This is a genomic window from Luteibacter sp. HAY1-4A, from assembly GCF_056755355.1.
The window spans coordinates 37,100-62,913 of record NZ_JBNDHZ010000014.1 but is presented as its reverse complement, the minus strand read 5'-3'; the positions used below and the strand labels follow the sequence as shown (position 1 = coordinate 62,913).

The following is a 25,814-nucleotide window of genomic DNA, read 5'->3' as shown; positions in this document are numbered from 1 at the left end:
CGTTAATTATAGCCCCGTGCTGCTGCGCTGCGCCAACCTATTCGACGCCCTGCCGACGGGCTCCGCGGGCGAGTGGTCTTGTCCGTTGGCGGGGCATGGCCCGCGCCCGAACTTGGTCGGGATTCGCGGGCGTAAGAGAGGTCTCACCGGGATGCCGGTGGCCATGGCGCCGGCCCGGTCGCGCTGGTGGGCCTGAACGGAACGCCACCGGCGGGACGCGAACCGCTCGCGCGTCGGTCAGGAAAGGAGGTAGCGGAGAAGCTGGACCTGATAGACGTGGTCCTGCTGCAATACGTCGCTCAGGAATAGCTTTTGCCCCTGGATAACCGTACGGGAATAGGCATTGGAAAAGGGCGAGGGGAAGGGTGAAATCACGACGCCGCCGGTTCCGAAGGTCGCATCCAGCGATCCGTTGCCGTTGACCCGGCCCATGGACAGGTAAGCGGTCGATGAAGGGCGGATCGCGCCATGGAAGACGACCTTGCCGTCGTCCTGCGTTACGAGTGTAAAGACCTGATGGTCGAGAAAGAGCGGAATACCCTGGTTGAATTGTTCATCCAGTGTCCCGTTCGGGAGGACCCTCGCAATCCACCCACCGTAAGCCACTCCGTCGCCAGTCAAGCCACCTACCATCACGGCGCCGTCCGAGCGCGATAAGGCGATAGCGAAGGCCCTCATGTCCAGATAGTCGGGGCTTTTCAGCCGGACGAAGCCGGCTTCGCCGAATTCCGGGTCCAGATTTCCGTCAGGTTGGAGGCGCACCAGGAGGGCCACCGCCTGGTTGATCTCCGATAACCCGGCCAACAGCAATTTCCCGTCGTCGAGGATCGCCAGGTTGATGAAGATCGATCCTGACGGAAGGCCGTAAACCACGCCTTTGCTTCCGAAGTCCATATCCAGTTGGCCCTCGGCACCCAGCCTGATCACTCGCGGGAAAAACTCGCCGTCCAGTTCTGAGAGTGTCGAAGCGACGATGCTGTCGTCGGGCTGGATATCCATGCCATAGACGTAGTTCTGATTTGCGTCCTTGAACTTGATCACCTTGATGCCGCCGTCGCCGAACGAAAGGTCGAGCTTTCCGTCCAGGCCAAGGCGTGCATAGATCGGAGCGCTCGTGCCATCGGCGAAGAGGAGGCGGCCTCCGGCGATGATTTTCCCGGAGGACTGGAGCTGAGCCGCGAACAATTCGAAGTCCACGGCTCGGAGGTAGAGGTCCACGATCTCTCTTGGAAAGTTCGGGTCTTGCGACCCATCCTCCAGCAATTGCTGGATCTCCAGGCGCGCAGGCGGGAATTCCTGTCTCGTTATCGTCCAGTACTTTTTGTCGTTGGCGCCGGTTGGAAGCGCAAAGCCTCGGCGGGGCACCGTCACGCGTCCGTTTTTTCCGAAGAAGGAATCAGCGATTCCCGATCTCGCGATGCGTGTGCTGAGGAAACGATCGAAGTCGCCGGGCCGGGTCATGCAGTTCATGGGAGTCCATCCTTGGTGGGTTCATGGCGAGCCTAGTTCCGCATTCCCTGCCGCGAATCCACCTTCAGTCGTAGGTGCGCAGGTTTCGCAGCGCCGTTACGGCAGCTCCAAGGCGAAGTGCAAGGAAGGAAAGACTTCGCGTCGGAATCAGATGCCAAGCGGCCTGATCTGCCAGGCGGGCTCCGCCCGCTCCCAGACTTCGTCGAAATACGCCGTCAGGCGAGAGGTCTCACCGAGGGCGTCGAGGGACCCGCGGGCCTCGTAGCGGGTAGCGACTGGCCTGAACAGAAAACCGCCGGCGAGATCGGTGGTGAACGCCGAGCCATAGCGGAGGTGGGGTTCCTCGGTCGGCACGCGGATCGCGACAGCCGTCGGCAGGCGCTGGGCGAGGGCGAGCAGCCGGTGCCCGTCGCGATGGGCACGCTCGGCGTCGTGGGTGAGGATACGGATCTGGGCCTGTCGGCCGCTGGTGGCGATCCGACGCAACTCGGCCTGCGCCGCCTCGCCGTCCAGCACCCCGGCTTCCAGCAAGGGAAGGTAGATGCAGATCCGGTGACGAGCGGCGGCGAGCAGGCGGACATGGGCGGCTTCGAGACCGGCCCGGTCTTCGGCGGCCAGCAGCATGTCCGCCGGGGCGGTCACCGGCGGCGACCCTTGCGGACACCTAGGTGGCCGTCGTTCACCAGGTTCAGCAGCACCACCATCTCCTTGCCGGCCGGCATCCTTTCGAAGGCAAGCTCGCGTTCGCCCGCGAGACGTTCGGCAAGTTCGGGTGTGCAGTCGTAGGCCTGGCCGCTGACATAGAGGGTGGCGTCCTTCTTTCCCTTCACCCAGGCAAGGCGCGCATAGGGATGCCGGACCAGCGTGGCGCCCGCCGCAAGCGCCTTGTCCAGCGCCGCCTCGGTGGTGACCTTCGGTGGCGCGGCAGCCATCTGGGCGTTCCGGTAGCGGGTGATGAAGCGGCCGAACCAGTCGGCCAAGAGATCCCGGTCCAGTGCGGCCGCGAAGGGCAGCGCATGACGCAGCCGGTTCAGGGCCGCGTTGTCGATTTCGCCGGCCCGTTTGGCCGGTGCCAGGTCCGGGTCGGTGTAACGCAGTTCCTCGGGCATGCGCTCGGCGAGGAAATCGGACAGGTCCACCGTCAGTTCGGCCTGGGACGGCGCGCGCATGCCGATGGAGATGGTCATGCAGTCGCCGATGGCCACGCCGTCGTGAGGGACACCTGGCGGGAGGTAGAGCATGTCGCCCGGTTCGAGCAGCCATTCGTGAGTTGGTTCGAAAACCTTCAGCTGCTTCAGTTCCACATCGTCGCGGAAGTCGAGCGGGGCCTCGGGATCGTCGCTGATCGCCCAGTGCCGCTCGCCGACGCCCTGCAGCAGGAACACGTCGTACTGGTCGACATGGGCACCCACGCCGCCACCATCCTCCGCGTAGGAGATCATGATGTCGTCGACGCGCCAGCTCGGCAGGAAGGCGAAGTGGTCGAGCAGGGCAGCTACGTCGGCGTCCCACTTGTCTACGTCCTGCACCAGCAGGGTCCAGTCGCGCTTCGGTGTCTTGCCGAACTCGGCTTCCTCGAACGGGCCGTTCTTCACCGTCCAGCGGTCGCGCTTCTCGTCGTGCACGATGAGGCGCGCAAGCACGCCTTCCTCGCAGGCCAGCCCCGCGAGGTCGTTCGGCTCGATCGGCGGCTGGAAGTCGGGGAAAGCGTTACGAATGAGCAGCGGCCGTTTCTGCCAGTAATCACGCAGGAACTGCGTGGCGCTCATGCCGAGCGGCTGGCTGGCGCTGCCGCGCACTTCGATGGGGAGAGGCTTGCGGCTGGGGGTCTGGACGGGCATGGGAAGTCGTTCGCCTTAGATCTTGCGCGCGAGCTGGTCGGCCAGGCCGATATACGACGCCGGCGTCAGTTCCACGAGTGCCTGCTTCGCATCGGCGGGCAGGTCGAGGCCGGCAATGAACGTGCGCATGGAATCCTTTGTAATGCCCTGGCCGCGGGTCAGTGCCTTGAGCTGCTCGTACGGTTCCGGCAGGCCATAGCGGCGCATCACCGTCTGCACGGCTTCGGCCAGCACTTCCCAGCTGGCGTCGAGGTCGGCGGCGATGCGCTCGGCATTCACGTTGAGCTTGCCCAGGCCTTTCATCAGCGACTCCAGCGCCACCAGCGAATGGCCGAAGGCGGTGCCGAGGGCGCGCAGCACGGTGGAGTCGGTGAGGTCGCGCTGCCAGCGGCTGATCGGCAGCTTCTCGGCGAAGTGGCCGAGCAGGGCGTTGGCGAGGCCGAAGTTGCCCTCGGCGTTCTCGAAGTCGATGGGGTTGACCTTGTGCGGCATCGTGGATGAGCCGACTTCACCGGCCTTGAGCGCCTGCCGGAAGTAGCCCAGCGAGATATACCCCCACACGTCGCGGGCGAGATCGATCAGGATCACGTTGATCCGGCGCAGCACGTCGGCGAACTCGGCGATGCCGTCGTGCGGTTCGATCTGCGTGGTGTACGGATTGAAGGTGAGGCCCAGGCCGTCGACGAAACCGGCGGCGAGTGCCGGCCAGTCCACGCCGGGATACGACACGACGTGCGCGTTGTAGTTGCCCACGGCGCCGTTGATCTTGCCCGGGATTTCAATGGCGACGAGCTGGCGGCGCTGGCGCTCCAGGCGCGCGACCACGTTGGCGATTTCCTTGCCCATGGTGCTCGGCGAAGCGGTCTGGCCGTGCGTGCGCGAAAGCAGCGAAAGGCCGGCGTGTTCGTGGGCCAGGCCGCGCAGCTTCGTGATGACCTGGTCGAGGGCGGGCAGCAGCACGTCCTGGCGCGCGTCGCGCAGCATCAGGGAGTAGGCGAGGTTGTTGATGTCCTCGCTGGTGCAGGCGAAGTGCACGAATTCCTTGGCCTGGGCCAGGGACGCGTCGCCGCCGATCTTCTCCTTGATGAAGTATTCCACCGCCTTGACGTCGTGGTTGGTGGTGGCTTCGATGGCCTTGATGCGCTCGCCGTCCTCGATCGAGAAGTCGTTCGCGATGGCCAGCAGGCGGGTCACCGCATCGGCGGAGAACGCCGGAAGTTCAACGATACCCGGCTGGGCGCCGAGCGCCAGGAGCCAGTGGATTTCCACCTGCACCCGCCGGTGCATGAGACCGAACTCGCTGAAGATGGGACGCAGCGATTCCACCTTGGCGGCGTAGCGGCCGTCCAGCGGCGAAAGGGCGGTCAGCGTGGCGTGGGACATGGGAGGTTCCTGGGGCAAGGCGATCAATCGCCCATTATACCGGCCCCTTGTAGGAGCCGCTTCAGCGGCGATGGATGCGTGCGGCGGGCTTGCCGCTGCCGCGGGATCGCCGCTGAAGCGGCTCCCACAGTTCGCTCCTACAATGGGCCATCCCCCACCGGAGTTCCCCGCATGAGCAAGTTCCGCACCGAACGTGACAGCATGGGCGAGTTGAAGGTACCCGCCAAGGCGCTCTACGGCGCCCAGACCCAGCGGGCGGTGGACAACTTCCCGGTTTCGGGCCTGACCATGCCGCGCGAATTCATTCGCGCCCTGGGCTTGATCAAGTCCGCGGCGGCGGAGGCCAACGTGAAGCTGGGCCACCTCGACAAGGGGGCCGCGAAGGCCATTCGCGACGCCGCGGCTCGCGTCGCGGCGGGCGAGGTGGACGAGCACTTCCCGATCGATGTCTTCCAGACCGGATCGGGCACCAGTTCCAACATGAACGCCAACGAGGTCATCGCCCACCTTGCCGCAGCCGCGGGGGCCAAGGTGCATCCCAACGACCACGTGAACGCGGGCCAGAGTTCGAACGACGTCATTCCCACCGCCATCCTGGTCAGCGCCACGCTGGCGACCAGCGAGCGGCTGTTGCCGGCCCTGAAGCACCTCCGCAAGACCATCGACGCGCGATCGAAAGAACTGAAGAAGGTCGTGAAGACCGGCCGCACGCACCTCATGGACGCCATGCCGATCACCTTCGGGCAGGAGCTCTCGGGCTGGTCGGCACAGATCGCCGATGCCGCCGAGCGCATCGGCGACACGCTGAAGCGCACCCGCCGCCTGCCACAGGGCGGAAGCGCGGTGGGCACCGGAATCAATGCCGACCCCAGGTTCGGGCCGGCCGTGGCCGTGGAACTGTCGAAGCTGACCGGGGTGAAATTCGAGTCCTCCGAGAATTACTTCGCGGGAATGGCCGCGCAGGATGCACCGGTCGAACTGTCGGGCCAGTTGCGCGCACTGGCCGTTGCGGTGATGAAGATCGCGAACGACCTGCGCTGGATGAACTCAGGCCCGTTGGCGGGTCTGGGCGAGATCGAACTGCCGGCCCTGCAACCGGGCTCGTCGATCATGCCGGGCAAGGTCAATCCGGTGATTCCGGAAGCGGCGGCGATGGTGGCCGCCCAGGTCATCGGCAACGACGCCACGATCGCCGTCGCCGGCCAATCGGGCAATTTCCAGCTCAACGTGATGCTGCCGGTGATCGCGTACAACCTGCTGCAGTCCATCGAGATCCTCGCCAACGTGACGACGCTGCTCGCCGACAAGGCGATCGCCGGTTTCAAGGTGAACGAGGACCACATCCGCGAAGCGTTGGACAAGAATCCGATCCTCGTGACCGCGCTGAATCCCGTGATCGGCTACGAGAAGGGCGCGGCAACGGCCAAGCAGGCCTACAAGGAGAAGCGTCCGATCATGGAGGTGGCGTTGGAGACCACCGGTCTGTCCAAAGCGGAACTGACCAAGCTGCTCGACCCTGCTGCGCTGACCAAGGGCGGCATCCACGGCGGCGGTAGTGGCGGATGATCGTCAAATCCGCGAGTGGAAATCCGGGCGACTCGGTCCCGGCCGAGCGTAAGGCGCTGGGTTCCTGCCTTCGCAGGAACCACGTGCAGGTGGAGTGACGATAAGGCGCTGGGTTCCTGCGAAGGCAGGAACCCAGCGACCCGCGCTCTCACAACCGGCACGCAGGATGCCGGTCCGGAACCACCGGCTCCGCACGCAGTGCCGGCCGGTCGTACGGGACATAGCTGGCCCAATACCAGGGGAAGCAGGTCTTCCCCAGGATGTCGTCGAGCAGGTACGCGAAGATCGACTCGCCGTTCGAGCTGTTGCTCATCATCAGGACGCAGGTCTTCGAACGCTCCAGGCACACGAAGAGGTTGTTGGTGCCGTCGTCGTGGCCCTCCTTGAAGAACGCTGGGCCACGCGGTGATTCGAACGTCCCCACGCCCATGGCGTAACCCAGCGAAATCGAATCGTTGTCCTTGGAATCCGCGAGCCCGATGGTGGGGAACTGCCGCACGGAGCGGATGCGCACCACCGGTTTCAGCCACGTGGCGTACGTGGCCGCCTTGAGGCCGTCGCCGCGGGACATCGCCGCCAGCAGGCGTGCGTAGTCGGAAATCGTGGTGTCCATGGACCCGGCGGCACGCACGGATTCGCGGCGCTTATGGCCCAGTGGCTTGCCGGCTTCGTCGTAGCCGATGGCGACGTTGTCCGCGAAATCGTCGCGCCACGTCATGCCGCTTCGCTTCATGCCGTAGCGATCGAACAGGCGTTCCTTCATCAACTCGCCCACATCGATGCCCTTGCCGTTCTCGAGCACGAACTGCAGCAGGTTGATGCCTTCACCCGAGTAGCCGAAGCGCGTGCCGGGATCGAAGTAGAACATCAGCTTGCCGTCCGGATCGTAGTCCTTGCCGGGATGCCAGAAGCGGAAGTTGGGGAAGCCCGTGCGATGGCTGAGCAGGATGGCCGGGGTGAGCTTGCGCCAGCGTTCGTCGCCTGCCAGGTCGGCGTACTTCGGGTACTCGGGCAGCGGCTTCGGCAGGTCCTTCGCGATGCTTGCGTCCAGGTCGAGCTTTCCCTGTTCGACCAGCGACATCGTGGCGTAGGCGAAAGCTGCCTTGGTGAGGGACGCGGCATACATCACCGTGTCGGTGGTGAGTGGCAATCCTTTTTCCACGTCGCGCTGGCCATAGGCCTTCACCGATACGACCTTGCCGTCTTCGACGATGGCCACCGCGAAGCCCGGCACCTTCGCTTCCTTCATGAGGAACGCGATCCGTGCGTCCAGCGCTTTGCCGCGGAGCGGCACGGCCTCGGCGGCCAGGGCAGATACGACGGGAACGGAAACAGCCAGGAGCGAACCCAACAGCAGCGAACGTAGCATCGCGCATCCTCCCTCAAGGAGACGGCCCCCGAAGGAGCCGTCCGTTGTTGTCGAAGATCAGGTGTCGTCGCGCCAGCGGCGGAACCAGATGGCGCCGGCGATCATCGCCACCCCGGCCGCCGCGCCGATCCAGAGCGAGGGGCTGGCCAGGGCGCTGTAGTGGTACGACAGGCCCATGCTGTTGATCAGCGCCGCCGGATCGTCGTGGCCCACGCCGCTCAGCGAGGAGGCGTTGGACACCCAGCCACCCGGCATCAGGCTACCCAGCAGGCGTCCCACCACGTTCTTCCAGAACCACTCGGTCGACAGGCCGGCGGCGCCCATGAGGCCGAACCAGGACACGATCACACCGGCGCCGACGGGCAGGGCGATGGCCCAGAGGAACGGCTTGCTGCGGGCCCAGGAGGAGCAGAGCAGCAGCCAGCCGATGGTCGGCAGCGCCCAGATGGCGTACAGCGGGATCAGCAGGATCATGTTCAGCACGACGCGCAGCGGATGGGCGGCGACCAGCAAACCCCAGAGTCCGACGCCGTGCATGGAAGCGACCAGGGCGAACAGGATGCTCATCGCCAGGCCCACGATCACGCCGATCACCACGGCGATGGCCGGGGCCAGCACGATGGCGCTGGCAACCTTCGAGAGCACCGTCGAGGTGTCCGACAGCGGCAGCGACTTCCAGAACAGCACGCTGCGGTCGCGGCGGTCGTCGTAAAGGGCGCCGAGGCAGTAGAAGAAGACGACGATGGCCGTGACGCAGAGCACGATGCCGGCGATGGCGTAGAGCGAGATGTCCATCACCGCGCCGGCGTTGTTCATGTCGGTGGCGCTCATGTTGCCGTGCATGTCCATGGCGCCGTACCGGAACATGCCCCAGTTGTTGCGCCGTCCGAAGACTTCGCCGAGGACGATGCCCATGATGTTCAGCGCGAGGAAGACGATGCCGGTAACCACGGGCGCCCAGAAGAAGCCGCCCTTGTGTTCCCAGAATTCGCGCTTGACCAGCCAGTAGAAGGTTTTCATGCGTAGGTGCCCTTCATGGTGGCGACGAAGAGGTCGCTGATCGACGGCCGCCTTACTTCGCCGAGGCGTTCGAGTTGCGGCCGGCTCACGTTGTCGAACAGGAAGATGCTCTTGCCGAAGACCTGGCGCTCGTCCAGGGGCTTCAGTTCACGCGCGGCCGCGGTCATGTCCGAACCGACCAGTACTTCGGCGAAGCGCTCGCCCAGGCTGTCCATGTCGGTGTCCAGCACGATCTTCCCGTCGCGGATGAACATCAGGTCGGTGAGGATGTGTTCGATCTCCTCGACCTGGTGGGTGGTGACGAGGATGGTTTTTTCCTCGTCGAAGTAGTCCTCCAGCAGGCTCTGGTAGAACTGCTTGCGGTACAGAATGTCCAGGCCGAGGGTCGGCTCGTCCAGGATCAGCAGCCTGGCGTCGATGGACATCACCAGCGCCAGGTGCAGCTGCACGATCATGCCCTTGGACAGCTGCTTCACCTTCTGGCCGCGCTGGAGCTTGGTGCGAGCCAGGAAGGCGTCGCACTTGGCGCGGTCGAAACGGGGATGGGTGTTGGCCACAAAATCGACCGCGTCGCCCACTTTCAGCCAGCGCGGCAGCACGGCCACGTCGGCGATGAAGCACACCTGTTCCATCAGCTTGTCGCGCTGCTTGCGCGGGTCCAGTCCGAGGACGTTGAGCTGGCCGTCGAACGTGGTGAGGCCCAGGATGGCCTTCAGTGCCGTGGTCTTGCCGGCGCCGTTGGGGCCGATGAGGCCGACTATGCGGCCGGATTCGATCTGGAACGAGGCCGAATCCAGCGCAAGCGACGTCTTGTAGCGCTTGCTCAGGCCGGTGGCGGTAACGACCGCTGTCATGACGGGTCCTCCGTGGAGCCATTGGCTTCACGCATCAGGGTTTTGAGATCGAGGCCCATGCGCTGCAGGCGGGCAAACAGCGCCGGCCATTCCTCGCGCAGGAAGCGCTCCCTTTCACTCTTCAGCAGCGCTTCGCGCGCACCATCGATTACGAACATGCCAAGACCCCTCCGTTTCTCAACCAGTTGTTCGTCGACCAGCTCCTGATACGCCTTCGAAACGGTCAGCGGATTGATCTGGAAATCCCCCGCGACCTGGCGTACCGACGGCAGCGGATCGCCTTCATTCAAGGCGCCGTCCAGGATCATGGCCACCACGCGTTCGCGGAGCTGGCGGTAGATCGGGACGCTGTCGTTCCAGGTGATGGACATGTATGTCATTCCTTCGCCGTCTGGCGCAGTGCGTTACCGAACGAATAGTAGGGCATGGCCAGCTGCGCACGGATCAGCGCAGCGGCCCGTTCTTCCGCGTTGCGCTTGAGCGCATCCGCGGCCGAATCGAAAGTGGCCTCGCCCAGGAGGGCCGCCTCGCGCACGTCGGCGGCGGTGGGGCGGACATTGAGCGAGGGAAGGTCGACGACACGGGTGCCGTTGACGAAGTGGGGTGCGGCCAGCATTGCCGCGGCGCGGTCATCGAAGGAGCGCAGGGCGAACACGGCGGTGCCGGCGATCAGGACGGATGCGGTCAGGGCGATCAGATTCGGCGCTTTCATGGGACGACTCCGATGACGTGCTGCGTAATGCCAGGGTTAGAGGGAGGCGACGTTCGGGCCGGCGTCGGCGTAGACGACGATCGGGGCCAGGTTGGTCACTTTCGTGCCGTTGATCTCGGCGAGCGGGGCGGCGGTGGTCGAGGTGCTGCTGAACACGCCGAGCGTGAAGGCGGCAATGGCGACGGAGGCGGCGAGGGCGATGTAGTTCGGGCTTTTCATGGTGTCTACTCCTGTGGTGCTGTGGGTGACCGGTGTTGTAGTGAACTATAACACCAGATTTTCAGTCGTCAACCGGAATTTCGTGAAATTCCATATGACTTATGGCCTATGCCGTGCCGGGGGTGTGGTGGTGAGGTGCGTCGGCGGGGCACCTGTTCTGATGCGGGTTTGCCGGGAAAGGTTTAGGCGAGCACCCGCAAACGAAAACGGCCGGCCCCCAAAGGAGCCGGCCGTCGGGCCGATTGCCGTTGCGACTGGTTTTACAGTTCCGTGCGGAACTCCACGCCGATGATGCGCGGGTCGTTCACGAATGCCGTGCGGTTGTTGAAGTCGATACCGCCCGTGATGACCTTCTTGTTCGTGATGTTCCGGCCGTACAGCGCAACCTCACGCTTGCCGAAGTCCCAGTTGTAGCCGATGCGGATGCCGCCCTCGAGGAACGGCTTGCTGCGGAACTCTTCCGAGTCGTACAGGAAGAAGTTCACCTCGCTGCGATAGTTCCAGTCGGTGTAGACGAAGAACTCGCCGCTTTCGCCGTAGGGGATGCCGTAGCGCGCGGTCCAGGTGCCGATCCACTTCGGCGCATTGGGCAGTACGTTGCCGTCGATGAGCGCGTTGCCGCTGGCATTGAGCGGGTCGATCACCGTGCAACCGCCGCCGCACGGAGCGACGGCCAGGTTGCGGTCCTTAAGCTCGGTATGGTTGTAGCTGCCGCCGGCCGTCATGTAGAAGTTCGGCGTGAGGTAAGCCTCGAGATCGAACTCGGCGCCGTAACCTTCCGTCTTCTTCGCGTTGATCAGCTGCGTGACATTGGTCGCGCCGCCCACGGCGGTGAGCTGCTGGTTGTGCATGTTGTATTTGTACACGTCGGCGTTGAAGCGCAGCTTGTTGTCGTCCGACGTGGACTTGTAGCCGATCTCGTACGAGGTGATCGTCTCGGGCTTCGCCGTGGAAATGCTGTTGGCGAAGTTGATGCGACCCTGCACGCTGGGCGCGCGGAAGCCGTTGGCGATGCGTGCGTACACGTTGGAGTTCTTCGACAGCTGCCACGTGCCGGTCAGGTCGCCGCTCCAGCGGGCATCGGTCGGATCCGAGGTGAGCGGGCCGACGGGTCCCGTGAAGCCGAGGAAACGCTCGGCCTTGAAGTCGCGCTTGTCGTGCGACCAGCGGGCGCCGGCGCGTACGTCGAAGTCGTCGGTGAAGTTGTAGTCGGCCGAACCGAACACCGCCCATGCCTTCGTGCGCTGGCTCTGGTCTACCCAGCCGTTGAGGACGTGGTTGTTGAGCGTGTCGTACGAGAAGTTGGTGATCGCGATGTCTTCGTCGAAGTAATACGTACCCACCTGCCACTTCAGGCGCTCGGCACTGTCGTTGGACAGGCGGAATTCCTGCGTGATCTGGCGATCCTTCGGCAGCGCGTCCGCGGTTTCGGAATAGAACGGCGTCACGCGGTTGGTGTAGCTGGGCTTGGCCGGCGTGCCCGAGGCATCGTAACCGCCGTCCACGTCGCCGAGGCTGTACGTGGTGGCGCGCTCCAGGCCGGTGATGCTGGCGAAGTTGAGGTCGCCGAAGTGCCAGTTCAGGTGCAGGTTGCTGCCCCAGGTGAACAGGTGCTGCTTGTTGCGGCCGTCCTGCGAGACCGAATCGCGGTCGAAGCCCGGCACGAACTGGTCACCGCCGAGAGTGATGGAGTTCGCGCGGTTGACCATGGCGCTGCCGTCGAGCCAGCGGCCGTGCACGTTGATCAGCGCGTCGAAGTCGTCAGACGCCTTGTACAGCGCCTGGAGGCGCACGGCGCGATCGTTGTAGCCGCCGAGGTCGTCCTTCTTTCCGGTGTAGTCGTTGTCGATCCAGCCGTCGCGGTGCTGGGCGAGGGCGGACACGCGACCCGACCAGCTGGAGCTCAGCTTGCCGCCGAGGGCGGCTTCGGCGTTGGCGGTGCCGTACGAGCCGTAGGACACGCGGGCGTAGCCTTCCGTCTCCTGCGTGGGCTTGCGCGATTCGAACTTGATCACGCCGGCCGGCGAGTTGCGGCCGAACAGCGTGCCCTGCGGGCCGCGCAGCACTTCCACCTGCTCCAGGTCGAAGAGCGGGAAGCCCTTGAGGATCGGGTTCTCCTGGACGATGTCGTCGTAGACCATCGACACCGGCTGCGACGCGTTGAGGTCGAAGTCGCTGTTGCCGAGGCCGCGGATGTAGAAGCGCGGGAACTCGCGGCCGTAGGACGTTTCGGCATAGACGCTCGGCGCGCGCGATGCGAGCTGCAGCACGCCGTCGCCAGCCTGTCCGAAGGACTCCAGCTTCTCCGCCGTGACCACGGTCATCGAGATGGGCACCTTCTGCAGGTCTTCGGTGCGCTTTTCGGCGGTCACGTTGATCGTCTGCAGGGTAGCCGTCCGGGGCGCTGCGTTGGACGGCTGCGCATCTTGTGGGGCGTCCTGGGCGATAGCCGTTCCTGCGGCGAGCGCGGAGGCGATGGACAAGGCAATGACGAGACGTCGCGGCGTGCGGCGCGGGCTTGCGAAGGACATGGGTTGTTTCCGCCTGGGATGCGTGGGTGGGAGAGGTGCCTCGCCAACTGCGGTGGAGCCAGTCCCCTGGCGAGGCGCGTCTGCTGCGAATTATCCACTGTGACGCGGTGATGACGAAAGGGTTGCTCCGGAACTGCCGCCGCATGGCCACCCGAAGCGGGCTGTCATGGAAGTGCAATGCCGCCGGGCTAGTTTCCTTTCCGCTCGGAGCGATGCGGCGACTTGACGTCCAATGACGACGTGATCGCCGACGTTTGAGCATTTTCTCAAAATATCGGGGCAAGCAACCCATGAAGAAAATCCCGTTGGCCGCAGCCTTCTGGGCCATGTGCGGTACCGCGGCAGCCGAAGGCGCACCGCAGGTCGCGGTGGAACTGTACGTCGACACGGCAACCCGCCAGATCTTTGCCGAGCCCGGCCCCGGCCGGCAGCGGCTAGGAAAGTTCGTGCCGGCGAGCGATGACGCCGCGCTCCAGGCGGCACCCGTGCCCGGGGCGGTCAGGCGCGATACCGCCGTGACCGTGGCTCCCACCGGGACGCCCGTCGTGGCGACGGCTGCGCCCACCTCTTCGAGCAAGGCGTGGTACGAGAAGATCGGCATCCGGGGTTATGTGCAGATGCGCTACAACCAGGAGCTGGGCGACGATGCCAAGGACCTGAAGTCGCCCGGCGACCGCTTCATCGGGCGCGAGCAGGGCTTCGGTATTCGCCGCGCCCGCGTGGTGATCAGCGGCGATGTGAGCGACACGATGTCGATCTACATCCAGCCGGACCTCGCCAGCACGCCGTCCGGTTCCAGCACGACGCACTTCGCGCAACTGCGCGATGCCTACGCGGACCTGTGGCTCAACAAGGAGAAAACCTGGCGCATCCGCGCGGGCCAGTCGAAGATTCCCTACGGCTGGGAAGACCTGCAGTCGAGCCAGAACCGTCTGGCGCCCGATCGTGCCGACGCGCTCAACTCGGGCGTGCGCGACGAACGCGACCTCGGCGTGATCGCCTACTGGTCGCCCACGGTGGCCAAGGAGCGTTTTGCCTACTTGCAGAAGTCGGGCCTGAAGGGCTCGGGCGACTATGGCGTGGTGGGCTTCGGTGTCTACAACGGGCAGGGGGCGAATCGGCCCGACCGCAACGACCAGCTGCACTCGGTGATCCACTTCTCGTATCCGTTCAAGTTCGCGAATGGTCAGTTCCTGGAAGTGGGTGCGGATGCCTATGCCGGCCGCTACAAGGTGTCTACCGCCTCCGCGACGATTGGCGGCGCCACCTTCACGCCCATGGTCGACGCGCCCGAAGCGGGCTCAACCGATCGCCGCGTCGCGGCCCATGTCGTCTACTATCCGCAGCCTTTCGGTTTCCAGGCCGAGTGGACGGTGGGCAAGGGCCCCGAACTCGACATCGCGCGCCGCACGATCCGCACGAAGTCGCTGCGGGGCGGCTACGCGCAGGTGATGTACAAGTTCGACGGCAGTTTCGGCTCGCTCATGCCTTACGCCAAGTGGCAGACCTATCGCGGCGCGGCCAAGTTCGACACCAACGCACCGCGCATGGACGTGGACGAGGTGGAAGCCGGCGTGGAATGGCAGCCGTCCAATGCCATCGAGCTTGCCGTGGCATGGGCGAACATGCGCCGCACGGATGTCAGTGCGGCGCCTTATCGTCGTATCGATGGGCAGTTGCTGCGCGTGCAGTTGCAGGTGAATTACTAGCGACCGGGCAATGTGGGAGCCGCTTCAGCGGCGATGGTCCTCGCGGCAAGCTTCCCCGTGCCGCGGGATCGCCGCTGAAGCGGCTCTCACACAAAGCAGTGGCTATTTCCCTTTCTTCGCTCCGTCGGCCAGCGATTTCTCCCGCACCGCTTTGAACTCGCTGCCGTCTTTCCATGCCGGCCACACGTCGCTGTTGGCGAGTTTGTCGCCCAGGCCGTAGAACGCCTTCACGTTCTGCATCACGCCGTCGAAGTTCCAGCGCATGTCGTAGACGTCGGTCGGCTGGTGGTAGCGGTTCTTGCCGTAGTCTTCTTCCGCCGCCATGCCGGCCGCCTTGCCGCCGTTCACCATGTCGATGCCGCCACCCGCGGCGAGCGCCGGCACGCCGGCCTTGGCGAAGTTGAAATGGTCGGAACGGAAGTAGTAGCCCTTCTCCGGTGCCGCATCGCCGCTGACGACGCGTCCATCCGCCTTCAGCACATCGGCCAGCATGTCCTCCAGGTCGTTCTGGCCATGGCCTTCCACGGCCATGTCGCGCGTCGCGCCACCGATGGGCAGGGCGTCCATGTTGATGTCGGCCACGGTCTTCGCGAGCGGGAAGGGCGGGTGCGCCACGTAGTACTTCGAACCGAGCAGGCCCGATTCTTCCATCGTCACGGCGGCGAAAACCACGGAGCGCTTCGGCTTCTCCTGGGCGAATTTGGCGGCGATCTCCAGGAGCGCCGCTATACCGGTACCGTTGTCGATGGCGCCGTTATAGATCTGATGGCCTTTCAGCGCGGGATCGTGCCCCAGGTGGTCCCAATGGGCGGTGTACACCACGGCCTCGTCGGGCTTCTCGCTGCCCTTGACCATACCGATCACGTTGTTGCTGAGCGAGTGGGTGATCGTGCTCTGCAGGTGGATGCTCGCCTTGGCATCGAGTGGAACGGGCTTGAATCCACGCACGTCGGCTTGCTTCGCCAGTTCGTCGAAGTTCTTGCCGGCCTTCGCGAAAAGCCGCACGGCCGCATCGCGGGTGAGCCAGCCGGCCACCGGCAAGCGCGGTGCGGGGTCTTCGCTTTCGGGAAGGTCGAGGCGGGGCGTGGTCCAGCCGCTGCGAACCACGTTCCAGCCATACCCGGCCGGTTCGGTCTGATGGACGATGAACGCGGCGGCGGCGCCTTTTCGCGCGGCCTCTTCGTACTTGTACGTCCAGCGGCCGTAGTAGGTCATCTCGCGGCCCTTGAACAGGTTCGCGTCGCTGCCGTTCCAGCCCGGGTCGTTCACGAGAATGACTAGCGTCTTGCCCTTGACATCGAGCCCTTCGAAGTCGTTCCACTGGGATTCCGGCGCATCCACGCCGTAACCGACGAACACGACGTCGGAATCGGTGAGGTCTACATCCGCCTTCGCCTGGAGCGTGCCGGCGACCATGTCGGTGCCGAATGCGAAGCGTTCGGTGCCGCCGCCTTCCGCCACGTCGAGGGTAAGGGAGTCCTGGCCGGTAAGGGCCGTGGACACCGAGGGGACCGTCTGGATCCACTCGCCCTTGTTGCCGGGTTCCAGCCCCGCGCGCTTGAACTGCTCGATGATGTAGTTGGTGGTCAGGCGTTCGCCGAGCGTGCCCGGCTTGCGGCCGTCGTATTCATCCGACGAGATGACGCGGAGATGTGCCGCGAAGTCCCCCGCCGTGATGTCAGGCGTGAAGTCATGGTGCTCGTTGACAACCGCCGGCATGGGCGGCGGTGGCGCCGTGGAGGGGCGAGCCGGCTGGGGCGTGGGAGTGGTGGCCGCGGTCTTGTCCTCGTCATGGGACTGACAGGCGGCGAGGGTCAGGACGGTGAGACAGGCGAGGGCGAGGCGTCGCATCGGCATAATTCCCTTCAACGGCTGGTAACGCGACGAGTGTATCGCCAGCCATCCGGAATGGGCCGGCCTCGGAAGCACGAAGTTCGCCAACGGGCGTGCCGGCCCCAGGTGCGCAGTGCGCTAAATCGGCAAATTCACAAAATGCTGGCATTTGATCCCATACACCGTTAGTTATAAGCCTCGCCGGGGAAGGTTCAGCGTGAAATGCCGGCGTAGGGGGAGGCATTCGAACGTCCTGCCAGGAAACCGCTCAGGGGTCATGGGCGGCGGCGGCACGTTCGGGGGGAGTGAGCACTGGGAGGTAATCGCATGAGCCGCCTTGCCGATACACAGGGAATGGAAGACTACGATCTCGTGAAGCTGGGCGCGGTGCTCGGCGTGTGCGAGGTCGACCTGCTGACGCTCAGTCCCGCGCGACCGCGTGCGGCGATCGCCACCCGGGTCCACGATGGAATCACTTATCTGTCCGCGCACATCGATTTCGATGTACGCGGCGCGCTCACGGTTCCCGAAGACGCCTGCATGCTCGTATACCTGCACGAGACCGGCGAACGCAGCTGGTGCCAGGGTATCGGCGTGGAGTCGGACATGGCCGTGACGCTGCTGCGCGGCACGCCCAGCGACTTCATGTTCGAGCGCGGCACCCGCTTCACGCTCGTGATAGCGCCTTACGCGCGTTTCCGCTCTCGCTTCCTGGCATCGGATCATGCCGATGTCGACATGGCCGCGCAGCGTCTGCGCCTGTTCGCCGTGCGTTCCGAACACCTGAAGCGCGCCTATCGTCAGATTGCCGCAAACACGCTCGAAGACGGCGACCACAGCATGGGTCCCATCGAAGACCTGCTGGACGAACACATTCGCGTCGCGCTGGCCTCGTCTTCCGAAGAGCGCCCGGTGGCGTCGCGCGGGCGGCGGGCACATTACCAGGTGGTGCGGCGCGCCGAACGCTTCATGCGGGCGAACCTGCGTCGGGACATCTATTCGCAGGAGCTTTGCCAGGCGGCCGGTGCCAGCGAGCGCGGGCTGCGCTACGCGTTCGACGATCTTCTCGGCATTCCGCCGAATCGCTACCTCGCCATGCTCCGCCTGTGCACGGCGCATCGCAGCCTCGTCACGGCGGAGGCTGGCAGGCGCTCGGTGAAGTCGGTGGCGCTCAGCTGCGGCATGTGGGACCTGTCGCGCTTTGCCGAGAAATATCGCAGCGTGTTCGGGGAACAGCCCCGGGAGACGTTGACCAGGCATGCACCGTCGGAGGACCTGGCGCCGGCCGACGAGTACTACGACTGGTGATGCACCCCATTTACGGTTGCCTTGGCTCGTCGGGAGAGGTATTGGTAGGGATTGCTGCGCCTTGTCCGACATGCCGAAACGACTCGACATAACGCTCATCGCCCCTTCCGGATACGCGGGGGATCGCACCGCATGCCGCAGGGGTATCGAGCGGCTCCAGGCGGCCGGGCACCGTGTGCAGGGCGCGGAGGTCGTCGAACGCGTATTCCTCCGCTTCGCCGGTGACGAGGCAGAGCGGGCCGCCGACCTCAATCGCCTGGCGGACACCGCGGCGCCCTTGCCGGACATGGTCATGGCCATCTGCGGGGGCTACGGCGCCATCGCATTGCTCGACCTGCTCGATTACGACGGCTTGGCCGCGCGCTTCCACGAGCAGCCCTGCGTGTTCGTGGGACACGGGGACTTCACGGCGATCCAGTGCGCCCTGTACGCACGAAGCGCCATCGGTTCACTGCACGGCCCGATGCTCCTGCAGGACTTCGGCGCCACCTACCTGCGCGAGAACACGTGGCGTCACTTCTGGCAGACGGCCACGTCGCCTCGCACCGAGGTGAGCTGGCTGTGCGCCGAAGACCAGCCCGACCTGCAAGCGGAAGGCACGCTGTGGGGCGGCAATCTTTCCACCCTGTGCAGTCTCGTTGGGACGCCTTACCTGCCTGTGGTCGACGGCGGCATGCTCTACGTGGAGGAAACGGGCGAGCAGGCGTGGCGCATCGAGCGCATGCTTTTCGAACTGAAGCTTGCGGGCGTGCTGGATCGGCAACGCGCAATTCTGGTGGGCGGCCTGTCCGGCCAACGCGTAAGCGAATACGACAACGGCTACGACACCGAGCATGCGTTGCAGCGCTTCGGCGATGCGTGCGGCTTACCCGTTCTGCGCGGGTTGGCCTTCGGGCACGGTCCGGATAAATGGACCTTGCCCTTCGGTGCCCGCGCAACGATCGACGTGCTGGACGGGACAGCCCACCTCGCGGCCTTGGGGTACCGACATGCGGGAGATACATCCGCCGTCGGCTGACGGGCCGTTCATCTGCCAGCCAGCTACCGCACCCAGATCCCGGTAGCCTTGCGCCGCATTCTCCTTCTGCGGTCCCCGCCATGATCGATCCCTTGCACACACCGCACGACCGTGCGGCGATTCCGCTTGCGCCTTCGCTCGACCAGGCGCTGGCCGACGCCCATATCGAGACCCGGCTTCCGCTGCTCGGCAAGCGGGTGCTGCGCATCGGCGTGCTTGCGATCGCACTGGGCCTCGTCGTTGGCTTCGTGGCGCGCCTGCTCACGATGCTGATCGGTCTGGTAACCAACCTGACCTTCCACCAGGTCTGGAGCACGGAGCTGACCTCGCCGGCGGGCCACCGCCTCGGTGCGTGGGTCATCGTCGTGCCGGCCATCGGCGGCATCGTGGTCGGAATGATGGCGCGCTGGGGCTCGCGGGCCATTCGTGGGCACGGCATTCCCGAGGCGATGGAGCAGGTCCTCACGAACGAGAGTCGCATCCCCGCGCGCATGACCTGGTTGAAGCCGCTGTCCTCCGCGATAGCGATCGGCACGGGCGGGCCCTTCGGTGCCGAGGGGCCGATCATCGCGACGGGCGGCGCACTCGGATCGTTCCTGGGCCAGCGCTTGCCGGTGAGCGAGCACGAGCGCAAGACCTTGCTGGCCGCGGGCGCCGCGGCCGGCATGGCGGCGATCTTCAGCGCGCCGGTGTCGGCGGTACTGCTCAGCATCGAATTGCTGCTTTTCGAACGCCGCGCCCGCTCGCTCCTTCCGGTCGCGCTCGCGGCGGTCACGGGAACGGGCGTGCGCTTCGCCCTGGAAGGCCCGGGGCCGGTCTTCCCCATGCCGGCCCTCGCCGCGGTGGCACCGCAGGCTCTCGTCGTCTATGCCGTGCTGGGCCTCCTGATGGGTGTGGCGGGTGTGCTCATCACGCGCCTCACCTATGGCATCGAGGATGCGTTCGAGAAGCTGCCCATCCACTGGATGTGGTGGCCGGCACTGGGCGGCCTGGTGGTGGGCGCGGTGGGCTATGTGATGCCGGCCACGCTCGGCGTGGGCTACGACAACATCACCAACGTCATTTCCGGCCGGCTCGGCCTCACCGCGATGGCCCTGCTGGCGCTGGCGAAGCTCGTCTCATGGTCGGTTGCCCTCGGCAGCGGCACGTCCGGCGGCACGCTCGCGCCTTTGTTCACCGTAGGCGGCGCATTCGGTGGTGTCTGCGGCGTGTTGCTTGCCATGTGGCCGCCCCTGCATGTCGACCCGCACATGGCCGCGCTGATCGGCATGGCGGCGTTGTTCGCCGGCGCGTCGCGCGCGCTCATGACGTCAGCGGTGTTCGTGTTCGAGACGACGATGCAGCCGCACGCGCTGTTGCCGCTGCTGGCAGCCTGCACCACCGCCTATATCGTGTCGGGGCTGATGATGCGCCACACGATCATGACCGAGAAGATCGCCCGTCGCGGCGTGCACGTGCCCACGGACTTCGTGGCCGAGCACGAACCGCATCGCCCCGGCTTGCCCGGGGCGTGAAGGGAGAACCGCCTCAGGTGAGGGCGGTGACCTGGGTGGCGCCGATGACGCCGATGAAGACGATCGAAAGCATCCAGAAGCGGGCCGGGTCGCGCCATACGCAGACGCCGAGGCAGACGATGCCCAGCACGCAGGACACGATGCCGGCAGCGGTGAGACCGAGGGCGATGAGCGACGGATCGCTGCCGCCGGAGGCGATCAGCATGGGACGGAAGATCGCGTACCAGGCCAGGACCAGGCAGGCTCCGCCGACGATGCCGAGCAGCCAGTTGGCGGGATGGTGCTTCGGCAACATGTTGATGCCGAGGAAGATCGAAAGTACGACGACAGCAAAAACGACGAGCAGCAACGCCATGCATTAACCCCTTTGTCGTGGCCTGCGGTCCCCACCGCGAAAGCCGTCTCCCGAGAATGGCTTATCGTGGCGCCCAGGTCATGCTGCGGCGCGCAAGCCGGGTTTCGTCGGCTTATATCCCGTTTCGTCGGAATCGCCGTCAGACGCGGCGATGCGCAGCGTATGCTCCACGGCGTTTCCAGGGTGGAGTACGCGAGATGGCAAGCCTCATGTTCCTAGGTCGTATCGTGGTGGCGTGGGTCGCGGCATGGTGCACGCTGCTCGTCGTATGGGCCGCCATCGGTTTCAACCGCGGCGAGTTGCCGTGGATCTTCACGCTGGCGTGGTTCATCGGACTACTCGTGGCACTGGGTCGCGGTGTCACCCATCTCTATCGCGTGCGTGTCATCGCCGGCCGAATCGATGGCGAGACCGTCTCAAACCGCCAGCGCCGGCGCGTGGAAGTGCCATACCCGGCCGAAGAGGCCTTCGCGATCGCGGAGGAAGTGGTCCGCGAACTCCCGAACATACAGGACGTGGCCAGCGCGCGTGGCGGCCTGCAGTTGCGCGGGATGATCCGGGTTCCCGCGAGCGACCAACTACGCCGCCGTGGCCGTTTCCAGCGACCGAACACGTTCGACCGACCGACCAAAGTCTCCGCGACCGTGACGCCGGGTGACGGCTCGAGCAGCGTCATGTTCGTGTGCGAGCCGGACAGCGGCGCATGGACCGACTGGTTCAATCCCGACGGTGGCAATTCGCTGGAATACGTCGAGACATTGGTACGCGCCACGACCCAGCGTTTGACCGAGCGGCGCAATCGTGAACGCGCCGACGCACGCCAGACGAAGATGGAGAAGGAGCTCACGGCGGCGCAGCTCGGCCTGTTGCAGGCGCAGGTGGAACCGCATTTCCTCTACAACACGCTGGCGAGCGCGCAGGAACTGGTGCGGACGGACCCTGTCCGCGCCGATCGCATGCTCGGTCACCTGATCGATTACCTGCGCCGCTCGCTGCCGCGTACGGACGGTTCGCTGTCGACGCTCGGCGAAGAGCTGGAGCGCTCCACGGCGTGGCTCGAGATCATGAAGCTGCGCATGGGCGACCGCCTCGCCGTGCACACCGACGTTCCGGAGACCGCGCTGAAGGTACCCATGCCGTCGATGATGCTGCAGACCCTCGTGGAAAACGCCATCAAGCACGGCCTCGAACCGAAGCCGGGTGGTGGTGGCATATGGATTCGCGCCGGCGTCGACGCGTCCGGCCTTTCGCTCACGGTGGCCGACGACGGGCTGGGCTTCCGCAGCGACGGCGCGGGTACCGGCATCGGCCTGAAGAACCTGCGCGAGCGCCTGCGCCTCATGTACGGCAGCACCGCCACGTTCTCCATCGGTAACAACTTTCCCCATGGTGTCGCCGCGACGATTACGTTACCGGCGGCGGGAGCGGTCGACCATGCATAACACGCCTTGCTGCATCGTGGCCGAAGACGAGAAACTTCTCGCCGCGGCCTTGCAACGCGAGCTCGCCACCGCCTGGCCGGAACTGGACGTGGTGGAAGTCGCCGAGGACGGCGGCAGCGCGCTCGATGCCATTGCCACGCACCGGCCGGACGTGGCCTTCCTCGACATCCGCATGCCCGGTCTCACCGGTCTGGAAGTGGCCGCCGCGGCGGCCGATGCCAGCCCGCGCACGCTGGTGGTCTTCATCACGGCGTACGACCAATACGCCATCGATGCGTTCGAGCGCGGCGCGGTCGACTACCTGCTCAAACCGGTGACGCCGGACCGCCTGGCGCAGACGGTGACGCGGCTGCGTAGCCGCCTTGCGGATGCGGAACGCCATGCGAATCGCACGGCGCAGGTTGCGCGGGACCTCGGCGATCGCATGGACGGCTCGCCCGACGAACCGCTGACCTGGATCACCGCGAGCACGGGCAGGGCGACCCGATTGATCCTCGTCGAAGACGTGATCTATTTCCGCGCGGACAACAAATACACGCTGGTGGCGACGGCCGAGGGCGACGCGTTGCTCACGCGGCCAATTCGCGAACTGCTGCGCCAGCTGGATCCGAAGTCGTTCCGGCAGATCCACCGCTCGACGATCGTCAACCTGCGCCAGGTGGCGTCGGTGGAGCGCGACGACAGCGGGAAGGGCTGCCTTCGCCTGCGCGGCCGTCCGGAGACCCTGGCCGTGAGCCAGCCATTCATGACCCTTTTCCGGGCCATGTGAGGGAGCCCAACTATGCGCATCTTCCTGGCCATCATCTACTGCTTCATGAACCTCGCCGGCTGCACGGACAGCCAGAACCGGACGCTCGTCACCACGACGAAGGAGAACGGCGTGACCACGCTCGACAGCCATGTCGAAGTACGCATGGGCCGCGCCCGTTTCGCCTGCGCGGCAAGCACGGGAGGGCAATGCCACTACACGGTGTTCGATGGCGAGAAAACGGTACGTGCATTCTCGCTAGCGGTATCGGAGGAACGCCTGGTCGATGGATTGCCGCCGGGGTTCACGCTGTGCGTCTCCGCGAGCGATGCAAGGATGGCGGCGAACAACTGCAAACCGACCTGACGCCGCACCTGTCGCACCCGGCACACAGATTACGGCGTTGCACTCGTGTGGTGGGTGCGCTTCATAGGGCCTTACAAGGTCGACGGGACCCTGTGGGAAGTGTGGGAAGCGCGCTAGCGCGCTTCCCACAGAAGAGCAGGGTCTTGGGGCGCGTCGCGAGGTTGTCTCGCCGCTATAGCGGCTCCTACAGATGTGCGGATCCAACAGGCGCGCCGACGCAAGTCTTCGCGGCCAGGGGACGGGTGCTGGCTTCCAAGCCACGTACAAGCGCCGCGGGCGAGGCCGCAAGGCGAGCCCATCCTACGAAGCGAACAGGTAACACACGTACGGCGGCGGAGCCGCATAGGGCATGAACCTGCCTCAGCGGGTTATCCGATTCGTTAGCGGCGACAGGACTTCGTACGCCCTCACGTTGCCCTGCTTTCGCAGGGGCAACGTGAGGGGGCGGGGTCGCACAGCCGAGAAGTTACCTCGGTACCACCGTGAACGTGATCTTCGACGGGTGCTCGGCGTCGTGGTGCACCGCGTTGTGCGCGATGACGCCCTTGCTCTCGTCGTAGTTGTTGCCACCCGTGTTGAGGTTGCGGTCGAAGCGCGGGAAGTTGCTGCTCGAGATGGCTACGCGCAGCTTGTGCCCCGGGAAGAAGAAATTGCTGGTGTCGATCGGCTGGAAGGTCACCTTGTACACCTCGCCGTCCTTCATCCACACCGGCGGCTTGTCGTAGCCCTCGCGATAGCGCATGCGTTGGATGTTCTCGGTGAGGTTCCAGGCAGTGCCGTCCGGACGCACATCCATCACCTTGAACGTGAAGTCGGTGTCCTTCGCGTCGGACGACACATAGAGTGTGACCGTGATCGGGCCGCTCACCTCGGTGCCTTCCTTGAAGGGTTCGGAGTCGTACACCAGGATGTCGTTGCGCGCGAGCTGCGTGTTCTGGTCGAACGAGCCGAACTTCACCGCGGTGCCCTGGCAGCAGCCACCGCCGCCGAGGGTGGTGACCGGGTTGCTCGGGTCGTAAATGAAGCTGTCGGGACGATCGGTACCGCCGGCGGCTTCTACGAGCTTGCCGTCGCCGTAGAGAGTATTGGCCTTGCCGCCGCTGGTGAAATAGAGGTCGCGGGTGGTGGCGCCTGCCGGCGGCCACGTCGGCGAATCGCGCCACTTGTTTTCGCCCATTACGTAGTACATGACCTTGGGCTGCTTATCCACGGCGGGGCTGTCGACGCCCTTGAGGAACTTGTCGAACCAGCCATACACCAGTCCTTCGTAGTCGAATCGTGCATCGCCCACGTCGAGGTCGCCGATCATGGTGTGCTCCGTGGCGCGGGTGTAAGCGCAATGGAGGACCGGCGCGATCACGGCGTACTGCTGGTCGGCGATCTTCTTCGGAGCCGTGGCCCGCACGTGGTTATAGGCCGCGAGGTTGGGCGACACCGAAACGTCGAACCAGCTCATGAACCACAGGCCGGGACGGTTGATCTTCATGTTGTCGTGCCACAGGCCGCCCTTGTACCAGGCCGCACTGTTCGGCGTGCGCGCGATCATGTTGCCGCCGGTAGGTACGTCCATGGCGTCGGCGAAGATCCCCTTGGGGCCGCCGACGGCTTTCATGATGTCTTTCTCCGGCAAGGTCCAGAAGGCCTTGTCCCAATCGGGCTCGGGCGGCTGGGAATCCAGGTCGAACATCTTCGACGCCTGGATGAGGTCCGCCTGCGACAGGTTCGACGGGAACATCGGACGCAGCTGGTTCTGTTCCTTGTAGAGCCAGTCGATGAAGAGCATCTGCACGGCGCCGCCGCGATACCAGTTGCCCTGCTCGTAGTAGGGCCCAACGCGGCCGACGCCGGCACCGAATCCCTGCACGTTGAAGGTGGCCAGGCCGGGTTCGTCCTGGGCCACGACCGCCATCTGCCATTCGGCGGTTGAGGAACACCCGGTGGTGCCGACCTTGCCGCTCGACCACGGTTGGGACGTGATCCAGCGCACCGCATCCACGCCGTCCGAGAGCGGTGCGCCGAGGATGTCGTAATTGCCTTCCGAGAAGTAATGGCCGCGTTCGTTCATCTCGACGAAGGCGTAACCGCGTTTCACCGCCTCCAGTTCGTGCGACATGTCGCGCGGCGCGCCGAGCTTCACGTCCCAGAAGTTGAAGTTGTAGGGCGTGCGCACGAAGATGGCCGGCACCTTGCCGCTGGTGTTCTTGGGTCGGTAGATGTCTGCCGCCATGCGCTTGCCGTCGCGCATCTTCACCATCACCTTGCGGTCGACCACCGCGACGTCTTCGAGTTGCTTCTCGATGTCCTTGCGCTTGGCGATCGTCGCCAGCTGCTCGCGCGTGAGGCTGGTCTGCTGTGCCGCGACCGGTGCGCCGGCGAGGGCCAGGCAGAAGGAGACGGCGCCGACCGACAGCGCGGTCCTGACGGGGTGGAGGGCAGGGCGCTTGGGCGACATCGGTCACACCTGTTTTCAGGGACGGTTCATCGAGTCTGGCAAAATGTCCCCGTCAGGTAAATGCATGACTTCCGGCACGGTGGCCGTGGTTCCTTCCAATAGAC

The 25,814-nt window shown here is 65.2% G+C and carries 22 protein-coding genes; 8 read left to right on the top strand and 14 right to left on the bottom strand.

Annotation, left to right across the window (positions count from 1 at the left end; translation table 11 throughout):
* Nucleotides 1–237 precede the first annotated feature (237 nt).
* The 4 genes from ACPYOD_RS06710 to purB form a co-directional block, all read right to left on the bottom strand.
* On the bottom strand, nucleotides 238–1,470 hold the full coding sequence (locus tag ACPYOD_RS06710; protein ID WP_481300957.1) for an NHL repeat-containing protein: 1,233 nt from the start codon (nucleotides 1,468–1,470) through the stop codon (nucleotides 238–240).
* Nucleotides 1,471–1,617: 147 nt separating this feature from the next.
* Nucleotides 1,618–2,094, bottom strand: a complete 477-nt coding sequence (locus tag ACPYOD_RS06705) for a DUF7931 domain-containing protein (protein WP_481300956.1) — start codon at nucleotides 2,092–2,094, stop codon at nucleotides 1,618–1,620.
* A 14-nt stretch (nucleotides 2,095–2,108) separates the two neighbouring features.
* Nucleotides 2,109–3,311, bottom strand: coding sequence for a JmjC domain-containing protein (locus ACPYOD_RS06700; RefSeq protein WP_481300955.1), 1,203 nt, complete (start codon nucleotides 3,309–3,311; stop codon nucleotides 2,109–2,111).
* Nucleotides 3,312–3,326: 15 nt separating this feature from the next.
* On the bottom strand, nucleotides 3,327–4,694 hold the full coding sequence (gene purB / locus ACPYOD_RS06695) for an adenylosuccinate lyase (RefSeq protein ID WP_481300954.1): 1,368 nt from the start codon (nucleotides 4,692–4,694) through the stop codon (nucleotides 3,327–3,329).
* A 171-nt stretch (nucleotides 4,695–4,865) separates the two neighbouring features.
* Between purB and ACPYOD_RS06690 the strand changes: the two genes are divergently transcribed.
* Nucleotides 4,866–6,260 (top strand): class II fumarate hydratase, encoded by a 1,395-nt coding sequence (locus ACPYOD_RS06690; protein WP_481300953.1) that lies wholly within the window; start codon nucleotides 4,866–4,868, stop codon nucleotides 6,258–6,260.
* Nucleotides 6,261–6,408: 148 nt separating this feature from the next.
* Here the strand turns inward: ACPYOD_RS06690 and ACPYOD_RS06685 are convergent, their stop codons facing one another.
* From ACPYOD_RS06685 to ACPYOD_RS06655, 7 genes are all read right to left on the bottom strand, one after another.
* On the bottom strand, nucleotides 6,409–7,629 hold the full coding sequence (locus tag ACPYOD_RS06685; protein WP_481300952.1) for a serine hydrolase domain-containing protein: 1,221 nt from the start codon (nucleotides 7,627–7,629) through the stop codon (nucleotides 6,409–6,411).
* Nucleotides 7,630–7,686: 57 nt separating this feature from the next.
* Nucleotides 7,687–8,649: a hypothetical protein gene (locus tag ACPYOD_RS06680; protein WP_481300951.1), complete on the bottom strand. Its 963-nt coding sequence runs from the start codon at nucleotides 8,647–8,649 to the stop codon at nucleotides 7,687–7,689.
* The gene (locus ACPYOD_RS06675; RefSeq protein WP_481300950.1) at nucleotides 8,646–9,503 is read right to left on the bottom strand and encodes an ABC transporter ATP-binding protein; all 858 of its coding nucleotides are present in this window, start codon (nucleotides 9,501–9,503) and stop codon (nucleotides 8,646–8,648) included. Before ACPYOD_RS06675 ends, ACPYOD_RS06680 begins: the two co-directional genes overlap by 4 nt.
* Nucleotides 9,500–9,874: a GntR family transcriptional regulator gene (locus ACPYOD_RS06670; RefSeq protein WP_481300949.1), complete on the bottom strand. Its 375-nt coding sequence runs from the start codon at nucleotides 9,872–9,874 to the stop codon at nucleotides 9,500–9,502. The genes ACPYOD_RS06675 and ACPYOD_RS06670 overlap by 4 nt, the downstream gene beginning before the upstream one ends.
* 5 nt (nucleotides 9,875–9,879) lie before the next feature.
* Nucleotides 9,880–10,215 carry a hypothetical protein gene (locus tag ACPYOD_RS06665; RefSeq protein WP_481300948.1) on the bottom strand — a complete coding sequence of 112 codons (336 nt, stop codon included), beginning with the start codon at nucleotides 10,213–10,215 and terminating at the stop codon, nucleotides 9,880–9,882.
* A gap of 36 nt (nucleotides 10,216–10,251) precedes the next feature.
* On the bottom strand, nucleotides 10,252–10,434 hold the full coding sequence (locus ACPYOD_RS06660; RefSeq protein ID WP_481300947.1) for a hypothetical protein: 183 nt from the start codon (nucleotides 10,432–10,434) through the stop codon (nucleotides 10,252–10,254).
* Between the two features lie 260 nt (nucleotides 10,435–10,694).
* Complete coding sequence (locus ACPYOD_RS06655; RefSeq protein WP_481300946.1) at nucleotides 10,695–12,965, bottom strand: TonB-dependent receptor; 2,271 nt, start codon at nucleotides 12,963–12,965, stop codon at nucleotides 10,695–10,697.
* A gap of 290 nt (nucleotides 12,966–13,255) precedes the next feature.
* Between ACPYOD_RS06655 and ACPYOD_RS06650 the strand changes: the two genes are divergently transcribed.
* The gene (locus ACPYOD_RS06650; protein WP_481300945.1) at nucleotides 13,256–14,674 is read left to right on the top strand and encodes a porin; all 1,419 of its coding nucleotides are present in this window, start codon (nucleotides 13,256–13,258) and stop codon (nucleotides 14,672–14,674) included.
* A 102-nt stretch (nucleotides 14,675–14,776) separates the two neighbouring features.
* Here the strand turns inward: ACPYOD_RS06650 and ACPYOD_RS06645 are convergent, their stop codons facing one another.
* Nucleotides 14,777–16,525, bottom strand: coding sequence for a M28 family metallopeptidase (locus tag ACPYOD_RS06645; RefSeq protein ID WP_481300944.1), 1,749 nt, complete (start codon nucleotides 16,523–16,525; stop codon nucleotides 14,777–14,779).
* A 309-nt stretch (nucleotides 16,526–16,834) separates the two neighbouring features.
* On the opposite strand from ACPYOD_RS06645, the gene ACPYOD_RS06640 reads away from it, so the two are divergent.
* The 3 genes from ACPYOD_RS06640 to ACPYOD_RS06630 all read left to right on the top strand — a co-directional run bounded on the left by ACPYOD_RS06640 (nucleotide 16,835) and on the right by ACPYOD_RS06630 (nucleotide 20,347).
* Nucleotides 16,835–17,815 (top strand): helix-turn-helix domain-containing protein, encoded by a 981-nt coding sequence (locus ACPYOD_RS06640; RefSeq protein ID WP_481300943.1) that lies wholly within the window; start codon nucleotides 16,835–16,837, stop codon nucleotides 17,813–17,815.
* A gap of 70 nt (nucleotides 17,816–17,885) precedes the next feature.
* On the top strand, nucleotides 17,886–18,833 hold the full coding sequence (locus tag ACPYOD_RS06635; protein ID WP_481300974.1) for an LD-carboxypeptidase: 948 nt from the start codon (nucleotides 17,886–17,888) through the stop codon (nucleotides 18,831–18,833).
* Between the two features lie 80 nt (nucleotides 18,834–18,913).
* Nucleotides 18,914–20,347, top strand: a complete 1,434-nt coding sequence (locus ACPYOD_RS06630; protein WP_481300942.1) for a chloride channel protein — start codon at nucleotides 18,914–18,916, stop codon at nucleotides 20,345–20,347.
* Nucleotides 20,348–20,360: 13 nt separating this feature from the next.
* On the opposite strand, the gene ACPYOD_RS06625 is transcribed toward ACPYOD_RS06630, so the two are convergent.
* The gene (locus ACPYOD_RS06625; protein WP_481300941.1) at nucleotides 20,361–20,702 is read right to left on the bottom strand and encodes a hypothetical protein; all 342 of its coding nucleotides are present in this window, start codon (nucleotides 20,700–20,702) and stop codon (nucleotides 20,361–20,363) included.
* A 209-nt stretch (nucleotides 20,703–20,911) separates the two neighbouring features.
* Between ACPYOD_RS06625 and ACPYOD_RS06620 the strand changes: the two genes are divergently transcribed.
* From ACPYOD_RS06620 to ACPYOD_RS06610, 3 genes are read left to right on the top strand one after another with little or no spacing between them, the layout of a single operon-like run.
* Nucleotides 20,912–22,144 carry a sensor histidine kinase gene (locus ACPYOD_RS06620; RefSeq protein WP_481300940.1) on the top strand — a complete coding sequence of 411 codons (1,233 nt, stop codon included), beginning with the start codon at nucleotides 20,912–20,914 and terminating at the stop codon, nucleotides 22,142–22,144.
* Nucleotides 22,137–22,913 carry a LytR/AlgR family response regulator transcription factor gene (locus ACPYOD_RS06615; protein WP_481300939.1) on the top strand — a complete coding sequence of 259 codons (777 nt, stop codon included), beginning with the start codon at nucleotides 22,137–22,139 and terminating at the stop codon, nucleotides 22,911–22,913. The genes ACPYOD_RS06620 and ACPYOD_RS06615 overlap by 8 nt, the downstream gene beginning before the upstream one ends.
* Nucleotides 22,914–22,925: 12 nt before the next feature.
* Nucleotides 22,926–23,258, top strand: coding sequence for a hypothetical protein (locus ACPYOD_RS06610; protein ID WP_481300938.1), 333 nt, complete (start codon nucleotides 22,926–22,928; stop codon nucleotides 23,256–23,258).
* A 466-nt stretch (nucleotides 23,259–23,724) separates the two neighbouring features.
* Here the strand turns inward: ACPYOD_RS06610 and ACPYOD_RS06605 are convergent, their stop codons facing one another.
* A complete protein-coding gene (locus ACPYOD_RS06605; protein WP_481300937.1) occupies nucleotides 23,725–25,710 on the bottom strand; it encodes a CocE/NonD family hydrolase in 1,986 nt (661 codons plus the stop codon).
* Between the last annotated feature and the right edge of the window lie 104 nt (nucleotides 25,711–25,814).

Excerpts from the sequence above, each read along its gene's own strand:
- ACPYOD_RS06630 (WP_481300942.1), top strand. The coding sequence starts at position 18,914 with ATGATCGATCCCTTGCACACACCGCACGACCGTGCGGCGATTCCGCTT.
- ACPYOD_RS06645 (WP_481300944.1), bottom strand. The coding sequence starts at position 16,525 with ATGCGACGCCTCGCCCTCGCCTGTCTCACCGTCCTGACCCTCGCCGCC.
- ACPYOD_RS06615 (WP_481300939.1), top strand. The coding sequence starts at position 22,137 with ATGCATAACACGCCTTGCTGCATCGTGGCCGAAGACGAGAAACTTCTC.
- ACPYOD_RS06680 (WP_481300951.1), bottom strand. The coding sequence starts at position 8,649 with ATGAAAACCTTCTACTGGCTGGTCAAGCGCGAATTCTGGGAACACAAG.
- ACPYOD_RS06705 (WP_481300956.1), bottom strand. The coding sequence starts at position 2,094 with ATGCTGCTGGCCGCCGAAGACCGGGCCGGTCTCGAAGCCGCCCATGTC.
- ACPYOD_RS06710 (WP_481300957.1), bottom strand. The coding sequence starts at position 1,470 with ATGAACTGCATGACCCGGCCCGGCGACTTCGATCGTTTCCTCAGCACA.
- ACPYOD_RS06700 (WP_481300955.1), bottom strand. The coding sequence starts at position 3,311 with ATGCCCGTCCAGACCCCCAGCCGCAAGCCTCTCCCCATCGAAGTGCGC.
- ACPYOD_RS06605 (WP_481300937.1), bottom strand. The coding sequence starts at position 25,710 with ATGTCGCCCAAGCGCCCTGCCCTCCACCCCGTCAGGACCGCGCTGTCG.
- ACPYOD_RS06655 (WP_481300946.1), bottom strand. The coding sequence starts at position 12,965 with ATGTCCTTCGCAAGCCCGCGCCGCACGCCGCGACGTCTCGTCATTGCC.
- ACPYOD_RS06690 (WP_481300953.1), top strand. The coding sequence starts at position 4,866 with ATGAGCAAGTTCCGCACCGAACGTGACAGCATGGGCGAGTTGAAGGTA.
- ACPYOD_RS06610 (WP_481300938.1), top strand. The coding sequence starts at position 22,926 with ATGCGCATCTTCCTGGCCATCATCTACTGCTTCATGAACCTCGCCGGC.
- ACPYOD_RS06650 (WP_481300945.1), top strand. The coding sequence starts at position 13,256 with ATGAAGAAAATCCCGTTGGCCGCAGCCTTCTGGGCCATGTGCGGTACC.
- purB (WP_481300954.1), bottom strand. The coding sequence starts at position 4,694 with ATGTCCCACGCCACGCTGACCGCCCTTTCGCCGCTGGACGGCCGCTAC.
- ACPYOD_RS06670 (WP_481300949.1), bottom strand. The coding sequence starts at position 9,874 with ATGTCCATCACCTGGAACGACAGCGTCCCGATCTACCGCCAGCTCCGC.
- ACPYOD_RS06625 (WP_481300941.1), bottom strand. The coding sequence starts at position 20,702 with ATGGCGTTGCTGCTCGTCGTTTTTGCTGTCGTCGTACTTTCGATCTTC.
- ACPYOD_RS06675 (WP_481300950.1), bottom strand. The coding sequence starts at position 9,503 with ATGACAGCGGTCGTTACCGCCACCGGCCTGAGCAAGCGCTACAAGACG.
- ACPYOD_RS06665 (WP_481300948.1), bottom strand. The coding sequence starts at position 10,215 with ATGAAAGCGCCGAATCTGATCGCCCTGACCGCATCCGTCCTGATCGCC.
- ACPYOD_RS06635 (WP_481300974.1), top strand. The coding sequence starts at position 17,886 with ATGCCGAAACGACTCGACATAACGCTCATCGCCCCTTCCGGATACGCG.
- ACPYOD_RS06685 (WP_481300952.1), bottom strand. The coding sequence starts at position 7,629 with ATGCTACGTTCGCTGCTGTTGGGTTCGCTCCTGGCTGTTTCCGTTCCC.
- ACPYOD_RS06660 (WP_481300947.1), bottom strand. The coding sequence starts at position 10,434 with ATGAAAAGCCCGAACTACATCGCCCTCGCCGCCTCCGTCGCCATTGCC.
- ACPYOD_RS06620 (WP_481300940.1), top strand. The coding sequence starts at position 20,912 with ATGTTCCTAGGTCGTATCGTGGTGGCGTGGGTCGCGGCATGGTGCACG.
- ACPYOD_RS06640 (WP_481300943.1), top strand. The coding sequence starts at position 16,835 with ATGAGCCGCCTTGCCGATACACAGGGAATGGAAGACTACGATCTCGTG.